This is a genomic window from Blautia sp. HA9023 (assembly GCF_056504095.1).
In genome coordinates this window covers 143,228-164,741 of the sequence record NZ_JBWLUR010000008.1, presented here as the reverse complement: position 1 = coordinate 164,741, position 21,514 = coordinate 143,228, and the positions used below count along the sequence as shown (strand labels likewise).

The window sequence follows — 21,514 nt, the reverse complement described above, 5'->3', positions numbered from 1 at the left end:
TGCTTTGCAGATCGGCTTTCTCTTATTTCATCAGTCTGATAACCTGCTCTGCGGTATCTGCCAGATTCCGTTTTGCGTTCTCACTTTTCATGGCCTCCTCCAGAGTTACCACTCCACGGAGGATCGGGAAAAATGCATCGATTCCCGCATCGTTGCAGGCTCTTGCGTCACGCTGTACGGCGCCCGCAAAAGCGATCACTTTTTTGCCATATTTCTTTGCAAGTTTTGCAACACCTACCGGAGCTTTTCCCATGGCTGTCTGTCCATCCATGCGTCCCTCACCTGTGATCACAAGATCCGCGTCTTTGATGTAGTCCTCAAGTTTTGTCTCATCCAGTACGATGTTGATTCCGGATTCCAGAACTGCATCGGTAAATGTAAGAAACGCAAATCCCATTCCACCGGCTGCTCCTGTTCCCGGATACTTTGGATCTGCTTTTGGAAAACGCTCTTTTGCAAGCTCTGCATAAGCGCCCAGCCACTGATCCATATCCTGGATCATCTCAGGTGTGGCTCCTTTTTGCGGTCCGTAGATGGCACTGCATCCAAGCTCTCCGCAAAGAGGATTGGTTACATCGCAGGCAACACGGAATTTACATTCTGCAAGCTCCGGAATTACATAGGCATCTGTGATCTCTGTGATATCTTTCAGTCCTCTTGCGCCTGGAAGAACCTGTTTTCCATCTTTGTCCAGAAATGCATAGCCAAGTGCCTGAAGCATTCCCACACCACCGTCATTGGTGGCACTTCCGCCGATACCCACGATAAATCTGCGGCAGCCTTTTTCGATGGCATCTTTGATCACCTCACCGACGCCGTAGGTTGTAGTATAAAGAGGATTTCTTTTTTCGTCCGGAACCTGTGTGATTCCTGCTGCACCGGCCATCTCGATCACTGCGGTCTTTGTACTTTCAATAATGCCGTACTCACAGATCACCGGCTCTCCAAGAGGACCTGTAACTTTTACATGCTCTGTTTTTCCATTCATTCCCGCAACAAGAGCTTCTACTGTTCCCTCTCCGCCATCTGCCAGAGGTCTTACAAGAACCTCAGCCTCTGCGTCTACACAATGGATGCCTTCTGCTGCTGCAAACCCTGCCTCCATGGATGTCATGCTGCCTTTAAAAGAATCGATTGCTGTTACTACCTTCATTGTATTTTCCTCCTGTGAAAATTTTTATATAAATCAAATATCCTCGTTTACAGTTCGGGTGAACCTGCTTTTGTTTTTAATCATAATAAAATTAAGCCTGTATGTATATATTATATATACTATATTTTTAAATAATTTTTATATTTTATTGTTATAAATAACATATTCAAATTGAAGCTATAAACCATATATGATATACTGACCCAAAGAAAGCACAGTCAAAAGGATATTCGCAATCCGCTTCGCTACGTAGCTCTACACCAAATAACTGCTCCGCAGTTTATCAGGAGGAGCTTGCACTCCTCCTGATACAAGCAAGTCCCCACCCACTGCTTATTGCTTTTCGCAACCCCGCAGGGGACTTACTTGATTTGGTTAACTTTTCCAGGAGGATTCCATGATCACACACATCAGCCACACGCTCGCCCAGCAGATCGTCAACACGATCAAGGACGTCTGCAGTTATGATATCAACTTCATCAATCCGTCCGGCACCATTATTGCCAGCACCAACGCTGCCCGGATCGGAGCTTTTCATGAGATTGGACGGAAGGCAGCTGTAACCGGTACTACCATCGAAGTGGCTGAATCTGACAATTTTACAGGAACCCGACAGGGGATCAACATGCCTCTTTATCATGAAGACCGTCTTCTGGCTGTGATCGGGATCACCGGTTCCCCGGAAAAAGTACGCAAGTACGCCTTTCTGGCACAGCGTATCACCAGCCTTCTGATCCGTGAACAGGAACTTGGCCAGTACAGCCGGCATCAGGCGGACAAAAAACAGTTTGTCATCAGTTCCCTGCTCCACGGAGACACTCAGAATCCGGAATATCTTCTGAAATGTCTGAGGGAATTTCAGATCGATCCGGATACACCCAAGCGACTGATATTGCTCCATACGTATCCGGCTGCTTCCAGTCAAAATCTCTCCGTAAAGATTGACCACAGAATTTTGGAATCCCAGGAAACTCCTGCTTCCCGGACAGATACCGAAAATCCAAATCTCTCACGGGAATCTTCTCTCCAGGCAGAAACTCATGACTCAGATTCCGGCATTGGGTCTGTTCTTTCAGAACATCAGATCCAGAATTTTTTCAAGACCATCGGGATCATGCTGTACACCTTCCGCTATCCCGGAGATTATCTCGCTGTTACAGACAGTTCCGGTTTTTCTGCTCTTTCCGGAACACTTCGTGATTTTGCGAAAAAGCATGCTGGCACTCTGGCCGTTGCTGTTGGCCGGTCCGTACCACTGTATCAGCTTGGTCTTTCCCTGACTACTGCGGAAACTGCCCTGCGAAACCTTAACTTTCACCGGCCTCTTACTGACCATGTCTGTGCAAAAAATTATGCCGTTTTCGATGATCTCACTCTGGAAATCGTTCTCTCTTCTGTGTCTCCGGATGACCGTGAAGAATTTTCCGGAAAAACCATTCATCAGCTGTCTCTGGATGAAAAGGAACTTCTGCGAACTTATTTTTCCCTGGAAATGTCTCTGGCTGATACCGCAGAGAAACTTTTTCTCCACAAAAATACTCTTCAATATAAATTAAACCACATTTATAAAAAATGTGGTCTCAATCCCCGGAAATTCCGGGACGCTGTTCTGTTGTATCTGGCGCTGGAGCTGGAATAAAAGGCCCATTTTTACAGAAGGTCTTTCAGTTCCTCCAGCCGCTTTATCACATGATCTGCTTTATGCGTTCTTCTCACATTTTCCAGTTCCGACTCTTCCTTCTTCTCCCGGCAAAACCAGCAGGTCTCCATCCCTGCTGCCTGTCCGCCTGCGATATCAGCAGTCAGGGAATCCCCTATGATCATACATTTCTCTGCCCTGATTCCCGGAAGCTGTTCCAGACATCGTTCAAAAAAACGTACATCCGGCTTGTCCACACCGATCTTCTCAGATACAAAACAATGATCGAAATCTTTCAGCATATCGGCTTTTTTCAGCCTGCAGATCTGCTGCTCATAAGGGCCGTTGCTGGCCGTGCACAGAATATATTTTCCCTGTAAATGATCAAGGATCTCCTTTGCCCCTTCCATAGGAACCGCGCTGTAAAACAGACATTTCCGGAACAGCATCTCCATAGCTACGCCATCTGCCTCAAGCCCAAGCTTCTTAAGAATCGCCTGCCAGCGCACATAGGGAAGATCATCCATGGTCAGGATCCCCTGTTCGATCTTTTTCCAGATCCGGTCATTCTCCTCTTTAAAAACCGAAAACATCTCCGGCTTATAGATGAGGCCTGCATCTTCAAAACAATGGGCCATGCCTTCCTGTGCCGCCGCATCAAAATCCAGCAACGTATTATCAATATCCATAAAAACAGCTCTGATCATTTCACTATCCTTTCACATGAAATCCAAACTCATCCTCAAGGGGGATCTCTTTCGATTCAATACCCTCGATCTCCACAAAACTCTGCTGAGAAAGGCGCTCTACCATCTCCCGGATCTCCTCTCTGGTTCCCTGCACTTCCATCTCCACACGATCATCCCAGAGATTTTTTACCCAGCCGGTCAGCCCCATGGACTGTGCAATATAATAAGAGCGGTAACGAAATCCCACTCCCTGTACTCTTCCTGAAAAATAAAAATGTTTTCGTATCTTCTCCATCTGGCACCTCGTATCTTCTGTCTCAACTATTCCGTCTCTGTATCTCCACCCAAAATTCTCCTGCCCACCGCAGGAATATCTTATCCCGATTATATAATAATTCTTTATAAGTTGTAAAGTTATATCCTTCTATCTATTGGAAACCATAAACATTTGCGTTATAATAATTTCTATCAGGATAAAAAGAAAACTGCTTTCTTTTGCAGGAAATATTTTCAACAGAATTTAGCATCAGGAGGTAATCATTATGAACGAAAGCATCAAAAACATGCTGGAGCGCAGAAGTATCCGCGCCTACAAAAAAGACCTTGTTCCACAGGAAACTCTGGATATGATCCTGGAAGCCGGAGAATATTCACCAAGTGGCATGGGACAGCAGAGTACCCTTATGGTAGTAACACAGAATCCGGAACTGGTTGCAAAACTTTCCAAAATGAACGCAGCTGTTATGGGCAGTACCTCAGATCCGTTCTACGGTGCCCCAACTGTGATCATCGTCTTCTCCGACAGCAAAATGGGCACCTGCGTGGAAAACGGAAGCCTTGTGATGGGAAATCTCATGAATGCCGCACATGCTCTTGACGTAGATTCCTGCTGGATCCACCGTGCAAAAGAAGTTTTTGATTCCGAAGAGGGAAAAGAACTGAAGAAACAATGGGGAGTTCCGGATGAATATATCGGTGTCGGCCACTGTGTTCTGGGATACCGCGACTGCGAGTATCCGGCTGCAAAACCTCGTAAAGAGGGCTTTGTGATCCGCGTTTGATCGTCTGAATATGTACAAAAAATCTGACAGATCTGCATTTTACACATCGCCGTGTATTATGCAGAAATCTGTCAGATTTTATTTTCTCTTATTTCAGCGCCTTATCTTTATATCTGGAAATCTCCTCGAGATATTTTTTCCCAAGAGCACTGATGTTAACACCTTTTCTTGCGATATACCCGATGGTCATGATCTCATCGGAATCCAGCTTAACCGCACAGTAATCGGAACCGTTCAGATCTTCACAGATAATACCGGAACACAAGGTATATCCGCCCAGACCTACCATCAGGTTCAGCATCGTGGCCCTGTCATCGGCCTTGATCAGCCGTTTATACTCATATGTGCTCAAAACCTCCTCCGCAAAATAAAAGGAGTTATTTCCTCCCTGTTCAAAAGACAGACAGGGGTATTCCTTCAATTCTTCCAGTGTGATCTTCTCGCGTTTCGCCAGGGGATGGCCTTTCCACATATAAACGTAGATCCTGCAGTTGAGAAGTTCGTGAAACTCCAATCCATACTCGTGAAACATTTTTGTAAGTACTTTGCGGTTAAAATCATTCACATAGAGGATCCCGATCTCACTTTTAAAGTTCCGCACATCCTCGATCACCTGATGTGTCTTGGTCTCATGGACTGCAAATTCGTACTCATCCATGCCAAACTGTTTTACCAGCTCCACAAAGGCATTGACCGCGAAAGTATAATGCTGCATGGAAACACTGAATTTTTTTCGGGACTGTTCTTTGGAGATATATTTGGCTTCCATCAGTTCGTACTGTTCTACTACCTGCCTTGCATACCCCAGGAATTCTTCACCCGCCGGTGTCACGGCAATTCCACGGTTTGTTCTTCTGAAGATCTCAACCCCGGTTTCTGCCTCCAGTTCCCGGATCGCCGTGGAAAGACTTGGCTGAGAAATATAAAGGCTTTTGGCTGCCTCGTTCATAGATCCGGCTTTTGCAATTGCTATGGTATATCTGAGCTGTGCCAGAGTCATCTGTTTGCCTCCCTGTACTTTATATCAGGCGGACATTTCTGATCCGCCTGGTGTAAAACATTTATTTAAGATAATTTTTATCTACATATCCTTCTTTTCCAAGTTTCGGAACAAACACATACCAGTAGGTACTGTCTTCTTTTTCAATGAGCTCAACCGTATCTCCGGTATTTAACTGGCCAATCTCATTATTTTTATCATAAGCTTTTTCACTTCGAAGTGCCAGATAGCCTTTGTCTACTTTAACAGTCATAGACTGGATCGCCGTTCCGGCTCCTCCAAGAAGATATTCCTTATCAACATAACCAGTTTTATCAAGCTTCGGTACATATACATACCAGTAATGTTCATCGGCTGTATCTTTTACCTGTACGGTATCCCCGGTATTTAACTGGCCAATTTCATTACTGTCATTATAGGCAGCCTGATTTCTGAGTGCCAGATAACCTTTTTCTATTTTTACGGTCCACAGTCCGCTGTTATAAATATACCGATTATCTACGTAACCGGATTTATCAAGCTTCGGCACATATACATACCAGTAGGTTGAATCACTGCTGTCCTTTACAAGCACCATATCTCCGGTATTCAGACGCCCAATCTCATTACTGTCATTATATGCAGCAGTGTTTCGAAGTGCCAGATAGCCACTCTTTACTTTCACAGTCCAGGAATCATTGGATGCAGCGGTACTCTCTGCTACCTGGATATAATTTTTGTCCAGATATCCGGATCTATCCAATCTTGGAACATATGCATACCAGTAGGTTGGGTCCTTCCGGTCTGTAACTTCCACCAGATCTCCAGTGTTCAACTGACCAATTTCATTACTTTTGTCAAAAGCCTTCTCACTCCTGAGAGCCAGATAGCCGTCAGAGACTTTAACTTTAAAGGTAGTTCCTGCTGCTGCCTTCGCCTCCCGGGCTGTTGCCGGAATAGCTGCTGCAAACATAACAGCCAGAATAGTCAGGCATTTCACTGCCTTTCTCCTGGACAGAAGAGTTCTTTTTTTCATATTTTACGCCTCCTTTTCTTTTTTGTGTCGTTCTTTGTTCTGCGGTTCTGTCTGCTTTTTATTTTATGGACCACCGCCGGAATTTATGGCAATATTATATCATATTTTGTGCTGACATCTGTAAGAATCATATCTCTCATTACAGTCCAAAATGGTCTTTCCACAGTGCAGGTATTGACACTTTTAATTAGTAGTGTTATATTACATGTAGAACAGGATAAAAGTAATACCCCCGGGAATCTTCCCGGGGAATTTTGTACGCATATGTTCGATATATGGCACTCCGGAAAGTCTATTCCTTAAGAAGGATATTACTCACCTGGAATGCTGCAGACTATAATCTATAATTATATAAGGGAAGGTGAATACCATGGCAGTAAAAAGAGATTATTACGATGTTCTGGGCATTGACCGGAACGCAGATGAGAAAACAATAAAAAAAGCATACCGTAAACTGGCAAAAAAATATCACCCGGATACCAACGCCGGTAATCCGGATGCCGCAGATAAATTTAAGGAAGTAAATGAAGCCTATGACGTTCTTGGAGATCCCAAGAAGAAAAAAATGTATGATCAGTTTGGTCACGCTGCTTTTGAGGCGGGCGCTGATCCGGGAGCCGGTGCAGGTGCCGGTGGATTCGGCGGATTCCAGAGTGGTGGCAATGGCAGCTATCAGGAATTTCACTTTAATGGTGAAAACATGGATGATATCTTTGGTGATATCTTTGGAAATATGTTCCACGGCGGTCACAGCACAGGCCATGGCTTTGGCGGAAACAGCACTTATGAGCACTTCACCGGTAACGGTGGCGGATTCCACGGCGGCTTTGGAGGAAGCGGATTTCACAGTGGCGGCGGCTTTGGCGGATTCCATCAGCAGGATTTCCCTCAGAAAGGCTCCGATGTGAAGGCCAGCATCAACGTTACCTTCGATGAGGCCGCTTTTGGTGCAGATAAAAGGATTTCTCTGTCCAGCCCGGACGGAAGCTCCGGTGCACCGCAGACATTACAGGTTCACATTCCGGCAGGTATCGATACCGGCAAGAGCATCCGCCTGAAAGGAAAAGGTATGCCAGGAACCGGTGGCGGCGAGCCTGGTGATCTGCTTCTGAAGGTTACCGTAGGAACCCGTCCTGGATATGAACGAAAGGGCTCCGATGTTTACACTACCATTTCCATCCCGTACACAACAGCTGTTTTCGGCGGTGAAGCTACTGTTCCAACACTTTATGGAAATGTTATCTGCAAGATCCGTGAAGGCATGCAGTCCGGCTCCAAGATCCGTCTCAGAGGAAAAGGCATCGTTTCCATGAAGAACCCGTCCGTCCGTGGTGATCAGTATGTAACCATCCAGATCCAGGTTCCACAGAATCTGAATTATACCGCGAAGGAGAAACTTCATGAATATGCGAAGGCATGTGGACTGGAACGGAGTAATGCCACCGGGTCACATGTAGCGTAAATAGTGAATATCGGTTAAATAAAAAAAGTATCACAGATCTCATCTTTATCAGGGAGTTTCTGTGATACTCTTTTTTTGATTTTACAAGGTAATCTGATATAAATTACTCTTCATTTATGACAATGTCATATCTCCGTCTTTTACCCATCCAAGTTTACGTACAAACATATTGATGAGCGGGCAGAGAACTGCCGGAAGAATGAAGGAGATCAGGAAAAGTCCCGCCCAGTCCATAGCTGTGACAGCTGTCTTGGTTCCTGCCGCAATGTCATTCATCCATCCTGTATACACACCGATCTGTCCCACAAAACCGCAGGTACCCATTCCTGAGGATACTGCTGTTCCGTTCATCTGAAGCTTGAACAGACAGGTAGCGATCGGACCTGTGATGGCAGAGGTTACGATGGGTGCGATCCAGATCCTCGGATTTCTGACGATATTTCCCATCTGGAGCATGGATGTTCCGATTCCCTGAGAAACCAGGCCGCCCCATTTGTTTTCTTTAAAGGACATAACCGCAAAACCTACCATCTGTGCACAGCATCCTGCTACTGCGGCACCGCCTGCCAGTCCGGTAAGTCCCAGAGCCGCACAGATCGCAGCGGAGGAAATCGGCAGTGTCAGTGCAATTCCCACAAATACAGAAACCAGGATTCCCATAAAGAACGGCTGCAGGTCCGTTGCCCACATAATTATACTTCCCACTTTCATGGCAGCTTTTCCAAGGGCAGGTGCCCACCATGCGGAAAGGCCTACACCCACCCCGATGGTTACAAGAGGCGTTACAAGAATATCTATCTTGGTCTCCTTGGAAACGGCCTTGCCGATCTCAGCTGCAAGTATCGCAACAAACAGTACTGCCAGAGGTCCGCCTGCTCCGCCAAGTGCATTGGATGCAAAACCAACCGTGATCAGCGAAAACAGCACCAGCGGCGGACAATGCAGGGCATAGCCGATCGCTACTGCCATAGCCGGGCCGCTCATTGCTGATGCCAGAGATCCAACTGTATATGGGATCTCATTAATTGTTGCAACGGTCATCGTCAGAAACGGAATGTGAAACTGTGTGCCAAGGGTATTGATGATCGTACCGATCAGCAGGGAGCAGAAAAGTCCCTGCGCCATAGCACCCAGTGCATCGATACCGTATCTCTTCAGGGAGATCTCGATATCTTTCCGCTTCAGAAATGCTTTGAATTTTTCCATTTTAAAACTCTCTCCTTACCCTGATCCGTTTCCCGTCGGATCAGTTCTTTTATTTGCAAAAAGTCTCGCTGACTTTCTCCAGTTCCTCACGGATAGAGATATGCTGCGGACAGACTTCCTCGCACTGTCCACATTTTACACATTCGTCTGCGCGCTTTCTGCCACGGCCTCCTACCAGCCATTCTTCCTGATGCGCTGCAGCAGCTTTGTTTCCGTACAGTGTCAGGTAATTCATCGCTGTGAAAGAACCGGAGATTCCGATTTCCATCGGGCATACCTTTGCACAGTAATTACAGGTTGTACATGGGATCAGAGGAATTTTGCTCATCGCCTCTCTTGCCTTGTCCAGAGTTTCCTTCTCGCTTTCCGTAAGACCGTTAAAGTCCTTCATAAAGGAAAGGTTGTCTTCCATCTGCGCGATGTTGCTCATTCCGGAAAGTACGGTGATCACGCCCTCCAGGTTTGCCGCAAAACGGATCGCCCAGGATGCTGTGGATGCTTCCGGCTCTGCTGCCTTTAAGATCTTTTCCACAGATTCCGGAGGCGTTGCCAGCATGCCGCCTTTTACAGGCTCCATGATCACTACCGGTTTGCCGTGTTTTCTGGCAACTTCGTAGCAGGCTTTTGACTGGATTGCCGGATTTTCCCAGTCTGCATAGTTGATCTGCAGCTGTACAAACTCCATCTCCGGATGTGCGATAAGGATTGCTTCCAGTTCTTCCGGTGTGGAATGGAAAGAAAATCCTGCATGTTTGATCAGTCCGGCCTCTTTCTGCTCACGGATCCAGTCCCATAAACCGTACTCATCGAAATATTTTGTTCTGTGTTCTCCAAGATTGTGGAGAAGATAGAAATCGAAATATCCGGCTTTTGTTCTCTCCAGAGATGTTTTAAACTGTGCAAGAGCTTCGTCTCTTATCTTGCAGTTGATCCAGGCTGCCATCTTGGTTGCAAGCTGATATTTTTCTCTCGGGTAACGCTCTACCAGAGCTTCGCGGATAGCATCTTCACTTCCTGCATAAGCCCACGCAGTGTCAAAGTAAGTAAATCCGGCTTCCATAAATTTGTCTACCATGACTTTGGTCTGCTCCACATCGATCACACCTTCGGATTTCTGCGGAAGTCTCATGAGACCAAAACCAAGTTTTTTAATTTCTTCGCCTAAATATGCCATATTTTTCCTCCCTTCTTATTACATCCCGGAAAATTCTCCATATCAATATCATCAGATAAGCAATATTTCCGACACGGATATCTCCCGGACTGTTATATTTTTACTGCAGGAAAAAAACCTGCGTTTCTCCTATTATAACGGTATTTCTCCCGGTGGTAAACCTTTTTCTTTTACAAGTGTCAAGACAATGCCTTAATTGTGTCTGGCCAACTGGTCCGATCTTCCCCTCGCAGATAAAGATTTTTTCCGGTCAGGCAGATATTTGCAGGCTACATTCACTGCGGAGTTTTATACAAAAAAACAGCTGCCGCACGTTTATCGCACGACAACTGCCTTTTGTTTTACTGCTTCCGTATCTGTTTCTTCTCTTTTCCATAAAGAAACGGCCTTGCCACTGTCCGGTTGAAAAACTCGATCAGTGGGCCCATAAAAAATGCGGTAACAAGAGTTCCGGCCCCAACAACCGCCCCCATAAAAAATCCGGCCGCAGTTGTGATCACATCCGTCCCGATCCTGCACATGCGGAAAGGGATCCGGGTTCTTTTATCCAGGATCAGTGCATAGGCATCATAGGCGGAAACACCCATATCTGCGGTAAAATACAGCGCTGACGCAAAACACATCATTACAACAGCGATGCACATCAGAAGTACTCTCACTCCAAATGTCCTCTCCGGCAGATACCTGTCAAAAAGCTGCATACCTTTTTCCACGATAATTCCCATAAAAAACAGGTTCAACACAGTTCCAAGTCCGATAAAATGCCGGTCCAGAAAGAACACACCCAGCAACATCAGTGCATTGATGGCAATATAAACATAACTGTATTTTATTCCCGCAAGATTCCACACCCCCATCACAAAACAGGAATTGGGATCTGTTCCAAAATCTGATGCCTTGAAAATGGCCACACTGACCCCCGCCAGAAAAATCCCTGCAAATGTCATGAGAACTCTTTTTACCGTTAATGAATTCATCTTTCTTCTTTACACCTCTGTTCAAATATTTTAAACTGATATTACCCTATAACCATGCATCGAAAGGCAGAAAACTCCCATGGAAAACAAACAGGTCCTGAACCATCAGACTTCATCAAAAGAACTTCATCTTATTTCCTGCGGCTGGGAAAAATGTACACCAGAACAATCCTATGGTCCGGGTGTCCGGCGGTATTATACCATTCACTTTGTGCTGAGCGGACAGGGTTATTTCTACATGAATAACCGGAAATATACCATAAAAGCCGGACAGTGCTTTTTCATTCCTCCTGTGACCAGCTCTCTCTATAAGGCAGAACCTTCTGATCCCTGGACTTATATCTGGATCTGTTTCAACGGAGAAAATGCTCCCATGCTTTGTGAACACTGCCATCTTACCGAGGAAACTCCGATCCAGCAGCTGGATTCTGTTCTTCCCTATCAGGAAACCATTCTTGAAATGATGACCCATCCACAGCTGACACCTTCCAGCGAAGCTTATATCCAGAGCGGTCTTTACCGGATCATCGCCATGCTGGAGGAAGAATTTCACGCTTCCTACACGACCATGGAATCCAACGAAAATTTTTATATCACACAGGCTGTTGATTACATCAAAAAAAGTCCGCTTCAGGATATTACTGTGACCGATGTTGCTGACTATCTGCATATCAGCCGCAGTCACCTTTACGGACTTTTTAAAAAACATCTTGGAACCACGCCCCAGGCTTTCCTGACTTCAGCCAAGATCATCAATGCCCGGGAACTTCTGACGATCACAGATATCCCTGTATCCAGCGTGGCGATCTCCTGCGGATATCAGAATCCTTTTGCCTTTTCCCGCGCCTTCAAAAAAGAAACCGGCATGACGCCCCGGGAATACCGGGAAAAATATCATCATGCCGAGGATCTTCTGGATTGCTGAATCACTTCTTCGGATTTACGGAACAACTACCTTTGCATTGTAGTATTCTACTGTCGCATCCATGGTCGGACCTTCGTTATCATACCAGTCGTACGTGATGGTCTCGCCGTTTTCTCCCCATACTTCCGGGCAGTCGATCTCCTCCCAGTCAAGTGGAACAAAATGCTCTTTCTGTTCTGATGCCCGCAGCATGATCTGATGAAGCTCCTCAAATTCTTCCGGGTTCAGAACTCCAGGTTTTGCGGATACAAACAGTGGTGTGCCGCTCTTTGCAAGAACGTCTGCCCACTGACGGTTTTTATCCCACGGGATCATTCCGAAAATACCTACACAGTCTGCATCAATATGATAAAAAGCATTGTGCTGTGGGAGACGGAATGCCAGTGTATTTACTCCCATTCTTCTGGTACGCTCCCAGATACGTCCGCTGGTATCGTCACCGGTCCGGTTCAGGTGCATCAGACCTGCGCCCAGGTGTCCGATAGTGTTGCAGCCGATGATCACTGCGTTATTACTGCGGGAAGCATCGTAAACTTCCTGATAAAGCATTTTTACAATTTCTGCACTGGTTTTGGTCTGGTCGTAGAAATGCCATTTCTCCATGGAATTATCTCTTAAATTTGCCTCAAATCCCCATTTTCCAAAAAGATCAAAAGTTGAAAAATCATGTTTGATCAGAGTGTATCCCCAGTCGCAGATCCGTTCGATATCTCTTCGGATATATGCCAGTGCGTCCGGATGGGACGGGTCGAGACAGTCATTATAGGAAATCCTCCACTCATCCGGGATGTTCTCATCCTCATTAAGAAGCAGACGTACCCAGATTCCCGGGCGGACACCTTTTTCTTTCAGCTTGTCTGCAAGGCCTTTCATATCCGGGAACTTGGCGTTACCTTTTGTCCATGGTCCTCCGTTGTATTCGTCCAGGCGGTGATGCTCCTGCCAGCAGTCATCAATAACCATGAATGGAGGATTTTTTACCCCTTCGGTCAGTTTCAGGATGTAATCGGTATCACTTAAGATCTCCTCTTCAGAGCTGTCGCCGTAAGCATAGTACCAGTTGTTGCTTCCATATACCGGGAACTCCGGGAAAATCGGATCTGTACACATTTTTTTGCAGAATTCCTGTGCAGTCTCAAAAGTATCTGCTCCTTCTGATTCCATGCAGACGATCTGTGCGGCATGCAGCTTTCTTCCTTTCAGCTGTACTCCTGTATTACCGCAGCGAACATCCAGAAATAATGTGATTCCCTTTGTATCTGCCTGCCAGCAGCACATAGCGGAAGGGCGGACCTTTACACCAAAGCAAAGGACTTTCTCAGAAAGCTTCGCCAAAAAATACCATGGCAGATAACGATTACCGCTCATTCCATGCCATTCCACATCACCATAGGTACGTTCCCAGGCATCTCCCAGGAATCTGGCGGATTTTGGGATCTTGTAATTCCATCTCAGTTTTACACATCTCACTGCATCCTCTGAGGTGACAAATATATCCTCATGTTCACCTGCATCCTGAAATTCCACGGTAGTCGCACCGGCCGTTACTGTCGGCTGTCCTCCCTGGCATACCAGTCTCTCATCTTCTGTCTCCACAGTTACATAATCCGGTACACCCAGTTTAAAATCTGCATATTTTTTCTTCATTTCTTTCTCCTCCTGCATTTTTCCAACTATTCAGCACATCCTTTTATTGTCAGTCCAATCCAAAATGACATAGTCAAGCGGATATTCGCAATCCGCTTTGCTACGTAGCTCTACACCAAATAACTGCTCCGCAGTTTATCAGGAGGAGCTTGCACTCCTCCTGATACAAGCAAGTCCCCACCCACTGCTTATTGCTTTTCGCAACCCCGCAGGGGACTTACTTGATTTGGTTAAAATTTTTCTTCAACGCATGTCATCTATATGCCTTATTATATTGATTTTTTTTCTTTTTTCTATGCTTTAAAGTTTCTATAACATTGCAGAATGTTCAATCCGTGTCTTTGATATGACTAAGGGTGGAAGTTACTTTTTCATTTTACCGTTCACAAATTCTTCACAAAAAAATTAGCACTCAAGGCTTGACAGTGCTAATAATACGTGTTATAGTACATATAGAACAAAGGAAGAGAGAAAAAAAGAAGAGCTTCCGGATGTTCCAGATAACTAAGACATCACCACAGCGGAATAAACCGCAATGGTAAGACCGACAACAGCTGGATCCCCTTGATCCGATCCGCCGGAACGGCGTTTCAATTTGAAAGGAGAAATGACTTATGATGTTCCCGAGTGTATTTGGAGAAAACTTATTTGATGACTGGATGGATGATTTTGGTTTCAGAGATAACTTCTTTGGCGGCAAGAATCCTCTTTATGGCAAACATGCCAAAAATATTATGAAAACTGATGTACGTGAGACTGATAAAGGCTATGAACTGGATGTAGATCTTCCTGGATTTAAGAAAGATGAAGTTCAGGTACAGCTGAAAGATGGTTATCTTACTATCTCCGCTGCCAAAGGCCTTGATAAAGATGAGGAAGATAAAAAAGGCAATTATATCCGCCGTGAGCGTTATGCAGGCAGCACAAGCAGAAGCTTCTATGTTGGTAATGGCGTAAAGACCGAAGATGTTCATGCTAAATTCGAGAATGGTGTTCTGAGACTTTCCGTTCCGAAAAAAGCAGCCGAAGAAATCGAAGCTGACAAATATGTATCTATTGAAGGATAACAATGACTCACTTTCACAGGAGGAGGGGAATCCACAGTGATTCCCCTCCTCCTCTTTTTATACATAACACCAGCCACTCGCATTCCACTTCGCTGCATTCTCATTGTCAAAAAATTCATAATATCGGGCATTTTTTAACAAAGTTATTAGTATTTCAGAATATTTTTTTGTATATTTTGCAGTACATTATTCCATTTTTTTGAAGTTAATGGTATAATATGCACATTAACTAAATCTGTTTCGCAATCTTTCAGGACAATACTCCTGAACAGCCACGTAAAACACGATCATGACAGGAGGTTTTTATTATGGATCAGGACAAAATGATTAAAATCTATGCACGTAGTGACAGCCGCATTCAGCTGAAAATGATTCCGGGACATTTCGTAACTTCTCAGTCTCATATCACGCATTATCTGGACCTCACCACCATGAAATCCAGATGCGCCGAAGCGCAACGTATCGCAGCCACTCTCGCAACAAATTATGAAGCATCCATTCCGGTAGACACCATCGTCTGCATGGACGGACTTGAAGTGATCGGTGCCTATCTCGCTGAAGAACTGACCAAAGCCGGTGTACTTTCCATGAACGCTCACCAGACCATTTACGTCATCACACCGGAATTCAACAGCACCGGACAGATGATCTTCCGCGACAACTATGAGCCGATGATCAATGGTAAAAACATCCTCATCCTCAACGGTTCCATTACCACCGGTTCCACACTGAACCGTGCCATCGAAAGCATTCTCTATTACGGTGGCAAGATTCGCGGTGTCGCAGCCATCTACAGCAGCGTAGACAGCGTAGCCACCCTCCCTGTCCACTCTATTTTCCAGGCCAGAGACATCCCGGACTACCACTCCTACCGCTCCGATAACTGCCCACTGTGCAAAAGCCGTCAAAAGATCGATGCCATTGTCAGCAGCTATGGATATTCTGTATTATAAGTTTAACCAAATCAAGTAAGTCCCCTGCGGGGTTGCGAAAAGCAATAAGCAGTGGGTGGGGACTTGCTTGTATCAGGAGGAGTGCAAGCTTCTCCTGATAAACTGCGGAGCAGTTATTTGGTGTAGAGCTACGTAGCGAAGCGGATTGCGAATATCCGCTTGACCCGAATCTGCAAACAAAGAGGAAGCCATATATTAACCAATGCTTCATAGATAACATCGATATCCCTATGGCTTCCTCTTTATGATTTCTGCTTATAATTGATATTCTCTGTACATGGCTTCACGCATTTCTTTATCCGTAACAACCTTCTGAATCTCATCACCCCGGCCATCAAGGATAAGCCTGTTGATCAGAACACTAAGACGCTCCTCACCCTGGGCCATTCCTTGGGCCATTCCTTGAGCCATTCCTTGAGCCATTCCTCGTTCTAATCCCAATGCTTCAGCCTGTTCTTTAGCTTCCGCAAGCAATCTTGCCCTTTTCTCAGATTCCAGTTCCAGAACATGTCCGCCCATAACCTCACCTATTCCTTTCCGGACTTTCTCCTCGTTTCTGAAAATATAATCAGATATCCGAGTGATCAGTCCAATCAGATCACTGAACAGTTCAGACCTTCCAGCTTCAGTAATCTCCACTTCCAGTTTACTCCGGATCACCTCATATTCATTCAGCAATTCCTGAAAAAGTTGCGGATCCTCACTCATCTCATGCCCTCTTTTCTCATATCTCATGATATAAAAAGGAAGCAGCATGAGAAGACTCTTCTCAAATATCTTATCTTTTGTATAATTATCAACTTTAATCGTGGGCACTCTGTACAAATGACATTCTCCATCCGGAAAAACCACATCCACTTCCAGAAAATCCGGCGTATTGCTACCACTTCTCAGATACAACACACAAGAACGTGGAAACTCCATCCGATACCTCCGTCCCTGCTTCCTTGCAAATTCAACAGCAGTTGCAAAATCATACTCAATCATCCGTACAGCCATCGTCGTGTCATCCGTACTCTGACATTCTATGTGATAAATCTTATTTCCGATCAACAACCGCGAATCCGTAATAATCTCACCATCCACCCGCTGATACTCATTACGCAACTGCACAATCTCCACATCAGCCGGATACGACGTATGAAAAACATCATTGATCAAAGGCACGACCAGAAACGTCATCTTCTCCATCATAGTACGAAAAACATCATCAAAAATCGTATTATCACTCAAACAATACTCCTTCTGGTATCTATAATTATACCATCAAACAAACACTGCAGAAACCCTGTATACAGTTTTTATAAATATTTTTGAAAAAACGCTTCAGACATTGAAGCCAAAAGAAACCAAATAAATGGCCAGATCTTATAAGATACATAAATCATACCACACATCCCATCACAACACCACAAAAAACCATCCCAAAAATTCGACATCCCTCCAGGCGTCCAGCAACGCGGCGACGCTCTCAACCTCCCGTCAAACCACAAACAATCTCAGCCTTTCCTCCCAGCCATCCAGCACAGTGCGAGATTTGCAGCAGAAGTCCAGGTGCTTTGGAGTGAGCCTTGGTTCATACTTAGCGTGTGAGGTGGCTCACGGAGAGGTACCCGGCAGCCACAAGCCGCAGGGTAAGGCCCATCTGTCTGAACCAGGTACGCATCAGCGTACATGGCGAGTTATGGGCCGGCCGCTCCGTGAGACACCTCAGACGCTTAGTATGACCAGGCGAAACGACGGCACCCGGACTTCTGCTGCAAATCTCACACGTCCGTCTGCGTCACCTTGCCCCCACCAAACACCTGTGCTATAATCAAACTAATCAAAAAACCGAGGTAAACCACACATGAATAAAAAAGAAATCGCAGAAATAAAAAAACAGTTCACCCCCGACCGATGTTCCATCACCCGCATCTGCGGCTGTTACGTAGACGGCGAAAAAAACAAAAAAACCGAACTCAAAGAAGCCTTTTTATCCTTATCAGAAGAAGAAACTTTTAAATACTTCGACATCTTCCGAAAAACCCTCACCGGCACCATCGGAAAAAACCTCATCAACATGGAATTTCCTCTGGACCAGGAAGCGGAAGGCGGAACCCAGAACTTCCTTATGAAGCTTCGTGAAAGCAAACTCACCGACGACACCCTCACCGAAGCCTTCTACGACAAAATCATCGAAAACTACGACTATGGTGAAAACTACTACATCATCCTCATCCACGCAGTCTACGATATTCCCGGCAAATCCTCCGACGGAGCCGAAATGTTCGACGCCTCCGATGAGATCTACGACCATATCCTCTGCAGCATCTGCCCGGTCAAGCTCTCCAAGGCAGGCCTGCACTACAACGCAGAGACCAACAATATCGAAGACCGTATCCGTGACTGGCTGGTGGAAATGCCTGACTGGGGATTCCTTTTCCCGCAGTTCAACGACCGCAGCACCGACATCCACGGGCTCCTCTACTACACCAAAAACGCCGAAAACCTCCGTTCCACCATGATGGAAGAAGTCTTCGGCTGCACCACACCACTGTCCGCAGCAACCCAGCGTGACTCCTTCAATGCTCTGGTAGAAGAAACCCTTGGCGATGACTGTGCCTACGATACAGTTCTTGAGATCCACGAAAAGCTCAACGATCTCATTGAATCCCAAAAAGACGAACCGGAACCAGTTGTTCTCACCAAGTCCGAAGTAAAGCGTCTCTTTGAAGAATGCGGTGTGGAGGACGACAAGCTTCAGAATTTTGACGAACAATACGAGCTTGCCGCCGGGGAAAAATCTTCTCTGGTAGCTTCCAACATCACCAACACCAGAAAATTCGAGATCAAAACTCCGGATGTCGTGATCCACGTAGCACCTGACCGTGCAGACCTGGTCGAGACCCGCATCATTGACGGACGGAAATGCCTGGTCATCCCAATGGAAAGTGAGGTAGAGCTCAATGGAATCCGTGTCAGCGCACTGAATCCGCCGGAAGAAATTTCTGACATCTCTCTCTCCAACGCTGAAAACGAATCAGAAGAAATACCTTTTTAACCAAATCAAGTAAGTCCCCTGCGGGGTTGCGAAAAGCAATAAGCAGTGGGTGGGGACTTGCTTGTATCAGGAGGAGTGCAAGAAGCTCCTCCTGATAAACTGCGGAGCAGTTATTTGGTGTAGAGCTACATAGCGAAGCGGATTGCGAATATCCGCTTGACCATAAGGAGGATCTTATGAACAATAAAAAAATCTTATTCTTCGACATAGATGGAACTCTGCTCACTCCACATCCTTTCACAGTTCCGGAAAGTACAAAGCTCGCTCTCAAAAAAGCACACGAAAACGGCCATCTTCTCTTCATCAACACCGGCCGCACCAAAGCCATGATGCCGGAAGAAATTTCCGAACTCCATTTTGATGGCTATGTATATGGCTGTGGAACCCACATTTACATGGATAACAAACTTCTTTTTTTCCGTACAGTCCCCAACCTTCTGTGCAAGGAGACCGTAGATCTTCTCCGAAAATGTAAGATCGAGGCAATGTTCGAATCCAACACTGCGATCCTGTATGACGGAGCCTCTCCCGCACAGTCCGAATTCGGAGCTAGAATGCGAAAAGAGATTCCAATGACTGACATCACCAAATTTAACCGTGAGGACGCCTGCACATATTCCTATGATAAATTCCTCGCACGTATGCTGCCGGACTCTGACGTAGAAAAATTCCGTAAATTCTGTAACGATCATTATACTGTTTTTGATCATGAAGATGGCATCTGGGAAGTAACCCAGAAAGGCACCAGCAAGGCAACCGGAATGGAATTTCTCCTGGATCGTTTTTCCATCCCGAAAGAAAACTGCTATGCATTCGGAGACAGCCCAAACGATCTCCCCATGCTGAAAGCAGCCGGTATCAGCGTCGCCATGGGAAATGCTTATGGGGGCATCGAAAAAGACTGCACCTGGCAGACAAGCGCAGTTGATAAAGATGGCATTTATCATGCATTAGAGCATCTGAATCTGATCTGATAATTACATCCCGCTCATGAACGCAAAACGGGAAGTGTACTATAAATCGTACACTTCCCGTTCTTTTATCTTGTCATATTCCGTATTTTATTTCTCTGCCTCAGGTGTAGCTGTAGTCTCCGCCTCAGTATCTGTCTCTGCAGTCTCATCCTCTGCTGCAACCGTAGTCTCACTCTCCTCAGCCGCCGGTGTCTCCGTTGCCTCTGTTTCAGCCTCAGATGCTGCCGGTGTTTCGGTTACTGCTGTGGAATCTGCTGCTGCGGAGTCCTCAGCTGCCGGTGTCTCTGTCACATTCGGATCCGGTGTAGGTGTCGGAGTCTGGATTGTAAAGCTGTGATTATCTGTGATCTTAATCTTCTTGATCAGTTTTTTCTCTTCTTTGATGTCGGCTTTTTTCTTCCATCCATCTGTAGTATCGTTATAAAAATCATCCTTCTTGGTATTTGTCAGAGACTCTTTCTTACTCTCTGTTGCTGTTTCATCATTCTTGGAATCCAGTCTTACCACATACCATACGGAATCTGTCTTGATAATCTCCTCGTTCAGTGCACCTTCATCCAGTTTTCTTAATGCGGTACGGACCTCATCCGGATAAGTAGTTCCGTTAGCCGCACTGTCATCGCCTTCCTCATAAGTCGGACAGGTACCGGTTGTTGCTGTCATATCTTTAGAAATCTCATCTCCAAGAGTATTGAAGTCTGCAGTAGGATCTTCTTTAACCTTGTCAAAGAATTTCTGGAGATTCTCTTTATTTGTCTTGATATCATCATCAGAAAGATCATCTCCGCTGACCTTCGCGCTTGCATAGCTGAAAGACATCTGCTGATATTCTTTCTCATCCAGCTTCACGTCTGCCTTGGCCTCAATGGCGTCTTTCATTTTCACATCGTAAGTCTCAAGCTCCAGGAAAGTTTTCACCATATCTTCATCAACTGCAAGCTCTGCAATTGTCTCATCAGAGTTTGCTGCAATAAAGTTCTTGGCAGCTTCCTCAAGAGCCTTCTGCTCATCCTCGGAGATCTCCACATTATACTCGGAAGCGTGCTCCTTCTCCAGGCACATTTTCTCAACAGTCTCAACGGATGTTGTTACCGCATTCTCACCGTAAGTCTCATCGGAATCATCACCCATCTTGGTACTCCAGATAGACATGTCGCTTCCGCCGCCAAGATACATCCTGTACATAGCCTCAGCCTGTGCCTGCTGCATACGTGCCGCAAGACTTACAACACCAAGCGGGATCTCCTGCTTATTCACTGTCACTGCAGTCTTTGTGCCGTCGAGTTTTTTATTTCCGCAGCCTGCCATCATTCCTGCTGCTGTAACGCAGACAAGAGCGGTAACTGCCGCTTTTTTTACTGAATTTTTCATTTCATCCTCCATCTATCCGTCCATAAAAATCACGGTCCGGCTCTTATTCCATAATGCTTAATTATAAACGTTTTCCTCTTTAAGAGCAAGGAATTTCACGAACTTACACGACATTTCACAAATTATCCACAAGTCTTTCCGGGAAAATATCCGGTATC

19 protein-coding genes are annotated in these 21,514 nt (G+C 45.6%); 8 read left to right on the top strand and 11 right to left on the bottom strand.

Annotated elements, in window-relative coordinates; genetic code table 11:
* Positions 1 to 22: 22 nt before the first annotated feature.
* Positions 23 to 1,153 carry a glycerate kinase family protein gene (locus AC04Q6_RS10710; RefSeq protein WP_119248003.1) on the bottom strand — a complete coding sequence of 377 codons (1,131 nt, stop codon included), beginning with the start codon at positions 1,151 to 1,153 and terminating at the stop codon, positions 23 to 25.
* Between the two features lie 397 nt (positions 1,154 to 1,550).
* On the opposite strand from AC04Q6_RS10710, the gene AC04Q6_RS10705 reads away from it, so the two are divergent.
* Entirely contained in the window at positions 1,551 to 2,792 is a 1,242-nt protein-coding gene (locus tag AC04Q6_RS10705) for a CdaR family transcriptional regulator (RefSeq protein WP_244832821.1), read from the top strand.
* A gap of 11 nt (positions 2,793 to 2,803) precedes the next feature.
* On the opposite strand, the gene AC04Q6_RS10700 is transcribed toward AC04Q6_RS10705, so the two are convergent.
* Both AC04Q6_RS10700 and AC04Q6_RS10695 read right to left on the bottom strand, forming a co-directional pair.
* Positions 2,804 to 3,499: a YjjG family noncanonical pyrimidine nucleotidase gene (locus tag AC04Q6_RS10700; RefSeq protein ID WP_119248182.1), complete on the bottom strand. Its 696-nt coding sequence runs from the start codon at positions 3,497 to 3,499 to the stop codon at positions 2,804 to 2,806.
* A gap of 4 nt (positions 3,500 to 3,503) precedes the next feature.
* A complete protein-coding gene (locus AC04Q6_RS10695) occupies positions 3,504 to 3,776 on the bottom strand; it encodes an acylphosphatase (protein WP_021977144.1) in 273 nt (90 codons plus the stop codon).
* A 247-nt stretch (positions 3,777 to 4,023) separates the two neighbouring features.
* On the opposite strand from AC04Q6_RS10695, the gene AC04Q6_RS10690 reads away from it, so the two are divergent.
* Entirely contained in the window at positions 4,024 to 4,542 is a 519-nt protein-coding gene (locus AC04Q6_RS10690; protein WP_021977143.1) for a nitroreductase, read from the top strand.
* Positions 4,543 to 4,630: 88 nt separating this feature from the next.
* On the opposite strand, the gene AC04Q6_RS10685 is transcribed toward AC04Q6_RS10690, so the two are convergent.
* Both AC04Q6_RS10685 and AC04Q6_RS10680 read right to left on the bottom strand, forming a co-directional pair.
* Positions 4,631 to 5,542 carry a LysR family transcriptional regulator gene (locus tag AC04Q6_RS10685; RefSeq protein WP_118062322.1) on the bottom strand — a complete coding sequence of 304 codons (912 nt, stop codon included), beginning with the start codon at positions 5,540 to 5,542 and terminating at the stop codon, positions 4,631 to 4,633.
* A gap of 61 nt (positions 5,543 to 5,603) precedes the next feature.
* Positions 5,604 to 6,557 carry a hypothetical protein gene (locus AC04Q6_RS10680; protein WP_021977141.1) on the bottom strand — a complete coding sequence of 318 codons (954 nt, stop codon included), beginning with the start codon at positions 6,555 to 6,557 and terminating at the stop codon, positions 5,604 to 5,606.
* Positions 6,558 to 6,927: 370 nt separating this feature from the next.
* Between AC04Q6_RS10680 and AC04Q6_RS10675 the strand changes: the two genes are divergently transcribed.
* Positions 6,928 to 8,019, top strand: coding sequence for a DnaJ C-terminal domain-containing protein (locus AC04Q6_RS10675; protein WP_118062321.1), 1,092 nt, complete (start codon positions 6,928 to 6,930; stop codon positions 8,017 to 8,019).
* A gap of 114 nt (positions 8,020 to 8,133) precedes the next feature.
* On the opposite strand, the gene AC04Q6_RS10670 is transcribed toward AC04Q6_RS10675, so the two are convergent.
* The 3 genes from AC04Q6_RS10670 to AC04Q6_RS10660 all read right to left on the bottom strand — a co-directional run bounded on the left by AC04Q6_RS10670 (position 8,134) and on the right by AC04Q6_RS10660 (position 11,376).
* A complete protein-coding gene (locus tag AC04Q6_RS10670; protein WP_118062320.1) occupies positions 8,134 to 9,225 on the bottom strand; it encodes a PTS sugar transporter subunit IIC in 1,092 nt (363 codons plus the stop codon).
* A 49-nt stretch (positions 9,226 to 9,274) separates the two neighbouring features.
* Entirely contained in the window at positions 9,275 to 10,399 is a 1,125-nt protein-coding gene (locus AC04Q6_RS10665; protein ID WP_118071345.1) for an aldo/keto reductase, read from the bottom strand.
* A 341-nt stretch (positions 10,400 to 10,740) separates the two neighbouring features.
* On the bottom strand, positions 10,741 to 11,376 hold the full coding sequence (locus AC04Q6_RS10660; protein WP_147343506.1) for a YczE/YyaS/YitT family protein: 636 nt from the start codon (positions 11,374 to 11,376) through the stop codon (positions 10,741 to 10,743).
* Between the two features lie 79 nt (positions 11,377 to 11,455).
* Between AC04Q6_RS10660 and AC04Q6_RS10655 the strand changes: the two genes are divergently transcribed.
* Positions 11,456 to 12,301 (top strand): AraC family transcriptional regulator, encoded by an 846-nt coding sequence (locus AC04Q6_RS10655; protein WP_118071346.1) that lies wholly within the window; start codon positions 11,456 to 11,458, stop codon positions 12,299 to 12,301.
* Between the two features lie 15 nt (positions 12,302 to 12,316).
* Here AC04Q6_RS10655 and AC04Q6_RS10650 read toward each other — a convergent pair whose 3' ends face one another.
* Complete coding sequence (locus AC04Q6_RS10650; protein WP_242997059.1) at positions 12,317 to 13,948, bottom strand: glycoside hydrolase family 36 protein; 1,632 nt, start codon at positions 13,946 to 13,948, stop codon at positions 12,317 to 12,319.
* Between the two features lie 614 nt (positions 13,949 to 14,562).
* Here AC04Q6_RS10650 and AC04Q6_RS10645 point away from each other — a divergent pair.
* Positions 14,563 to 15,015, top strand: a complete 453-nt coding sequence (locus AC04Q6_RS10645; RefSeq protein WP_118071347.1) for an Hsp20/alpha crystallin family protein — start codon at positions 14,563 to 14,565, stop codon at positions 15,013 to 15,015.
* Between the two features lie 308 nt (positions 15,016 to 15,323).
* Positions 15,324 to 15,968 (top strand): phosphoribosyltransferase, encoded by a 645-nt coding sequence (locus tag AC04Q6_RS10640; protein WP_021977133.1) that lies wholly within the window; start codon positions 15,324 to 15,326, stop codon positions 15,966 to 15,968.
* A gap of 255 nt (positions 15,969 to 16,223) precedes the next feature.
* Here AC04Q6_RS10640 and AC04Q6_RS10635 read toward each other — a convergent pair whose 3' ends face one another.
* On the bottom strand, positions 16,224 to 17,201 hold the full coding sequence (locus AC04Q6_RS10635) for an RpnC/YadD family protein (protein ID WP_118071348.1): 978 nt from the start codon (positions 17,199 to 17,201) through the stop codon (positions 16,224 to 16,226).
* Positions 17,202 to 17,817: 616 nt separating this feature from the next.
* Here AC04Q6_RS10635 and AC04Q6_RS10630 point away from each other — a divergent pair.
* Both AC04Q6_RS10630 and AC04Q6_RS10625 read left to right on the top strand, forming a co-directional pair.
* Positions 17,818 to 19,011, top strand: coding sequence for a DUF4317 domain-containing protein (locus tag AC04Q6_RS10630; protein ID WP_118071349.1), 1,194 nt, complete (start codon positions 17,818 to 17,820; stop codon positions 19,009 to 19,011).
* A gap of 176 nt (positions 19,012 to 19,187) precedes the next feature.
* Positions 19,188 to 19,985 (top strand): HAD family hydrolase, encoded by a 798-nt coding sequence (locus tag AC04Q6_RS10625; protein WP_118071350.1) that lies wholly within the window; start codon positions 19,188 to 19,190, stop codon positions 19,983 to 19,985.
* A gap of 87 nt (positions 19,986 to 20,072) precedes the next feature.
* Here the strand turns inward: AC04Q6_RS10625 and AC04Q6_RS10620 are convergent, their stop codons facing one another.
* Positions 20,073 to 21,356, bottom strand: coding sequence for an FKBP-type peptidylprolyl isomerase (locus AC04Q6_RS10620; RefSeq protein WP_118062311.1), 1,284 nt, complete (start codon positions 21,354 to 21,356; stop codon positions 20,073 to 20,075).
* Between the last annotated feature and the right edge of the window lie 158 nt (positions 21,357 to 21,514).

Bases quoted from the DNA above. Each gene is read 5' to 3' on its own strand.
- AC04Q6_RS10710 (WP_119248003.1), bottom strand. From the start codon at position 1,153: ATGAAGGTAGTAACAGCAATCGATTCTTTTAAAGGCAGCATGACATCC.
- AC04Q6_RS10705 (WP_244832821.1), top strand. From the start codon at position 1,551: ATGATCACACACATCAGCCACACGCTCGCCCAGCAGATCGTCAACACG.
- AC04Q6_RS10700 (WP_119248182.1), bottom strand. From the start codon at position 3,499: ATGATCAGAGCTGTTTTTATGGATATTGATAATACGTTGCTGGATTTT.
- AC04Q6_RS10695 (WP_021977144.1), bottom strand. From the start codon at position 3,776: ATGGAGAAGATACGAAAACATTTTTATTTTTCAGGAAGAGTACAGGGA.
- AC04Q6_RS10690 (WP_021977143.1), top strand. From the start codon at position 4,024: ATGAACGAAAGCATCAAAAACATGCTGGAGCGCAGAAGTATCCGCGCC.
- AC04Q6_RS10685 (WP_118062322.1), bottom strand. From the start codon at position 5,542: ATGACTCTGGCACAGCTCAGATATACCATAGCAATTGCAAAAGCCGGA.
- AC04Q6_RS10680 (WP_021977141.1), bottom strand. From the start codon at position 6,557: ATGAAAAAAAGAACTCTTCTGTCCAGGAGAAAGGCAGTGAAATGCCTG.
- AC04Q6_RS10675 (WP_118062321.1), top strand. From the start codon at position 6,928: ATGGCAGTAAAAAGAGATTATTACGATGTTCTGGGCATTGACCGGAAC.
- AC04Q6_RS10670 (WP_118062320.1), bottom strand. From the start codon at position 9,225: ATGGAAAAATTCAAAGCATTTCTGAAGCGGAAAGATATCGAGATCTCC.
- AC04Q6_RS10665 (WP_118071345.1), bottom strand. From the start codon at position 10,399: ATGGCATATTTAGGCGAAGAAATTAAAAAACTTGGTTTTGGTCTCATG.
- AC04Q6_RS10660 (WP_147343506.1), bottom strand. From the start codon at position 11,376: ATGAATTCATTAACGGTAAAAAGAGTTCTCATGACATTTGCAGGGATT.
- AC04Q6_RS10655 (WP_118071346.1), top strand. From the start codon at position 11,456: ATGGAAAACAAACAGGTCCTGAACCATCAGACTTCATCAAAAGAACTT.
- AC04Q6_RS10650 (WP_242997059.1), bottom strand. From the start codon at position 13,948: ATGAAGAAAAAATATGCAGATTTTAAACTGGGTGTACCGGATTATGTA.
- AC04Q6_RS10645 (WP_118071347.1), top strand. From the start codon at position 14,563: ATGATGTTCCCGAGTGTATTTGGAGAAAACTTATTTGATGACTGGATG.
- AC04Q6_RS10640 (WP_021977133.1), top strand. From the start codon at position 15,324: ATGGATCAGGACAAAATGATTAAAATCTATGCACGTAGTGACAGCCGC.
- AC04Q6_RS10630 (WP_118071349.1), top strand. From the start codon at position 17,818: ATGAATAAAAAAGAAATCGCAGAAATAAAAAAACAGTTCACCCCCGAC.
- AC04Q6_RS10625 (WP_118071350.1), top strand. From the start codon at position 19,188: ATGAACAATAAAAAAATCTTATTCTTCGACATAGATGGAACTCTGCTC.
- AC04Q6_RS10620 (WP_118062311.1), bottom strand. From the start codon at position 21,356: ATGAAAAATTCAGTAAAAAAAGCGGCAGTTACCGCTCTTGTCTGCGTT.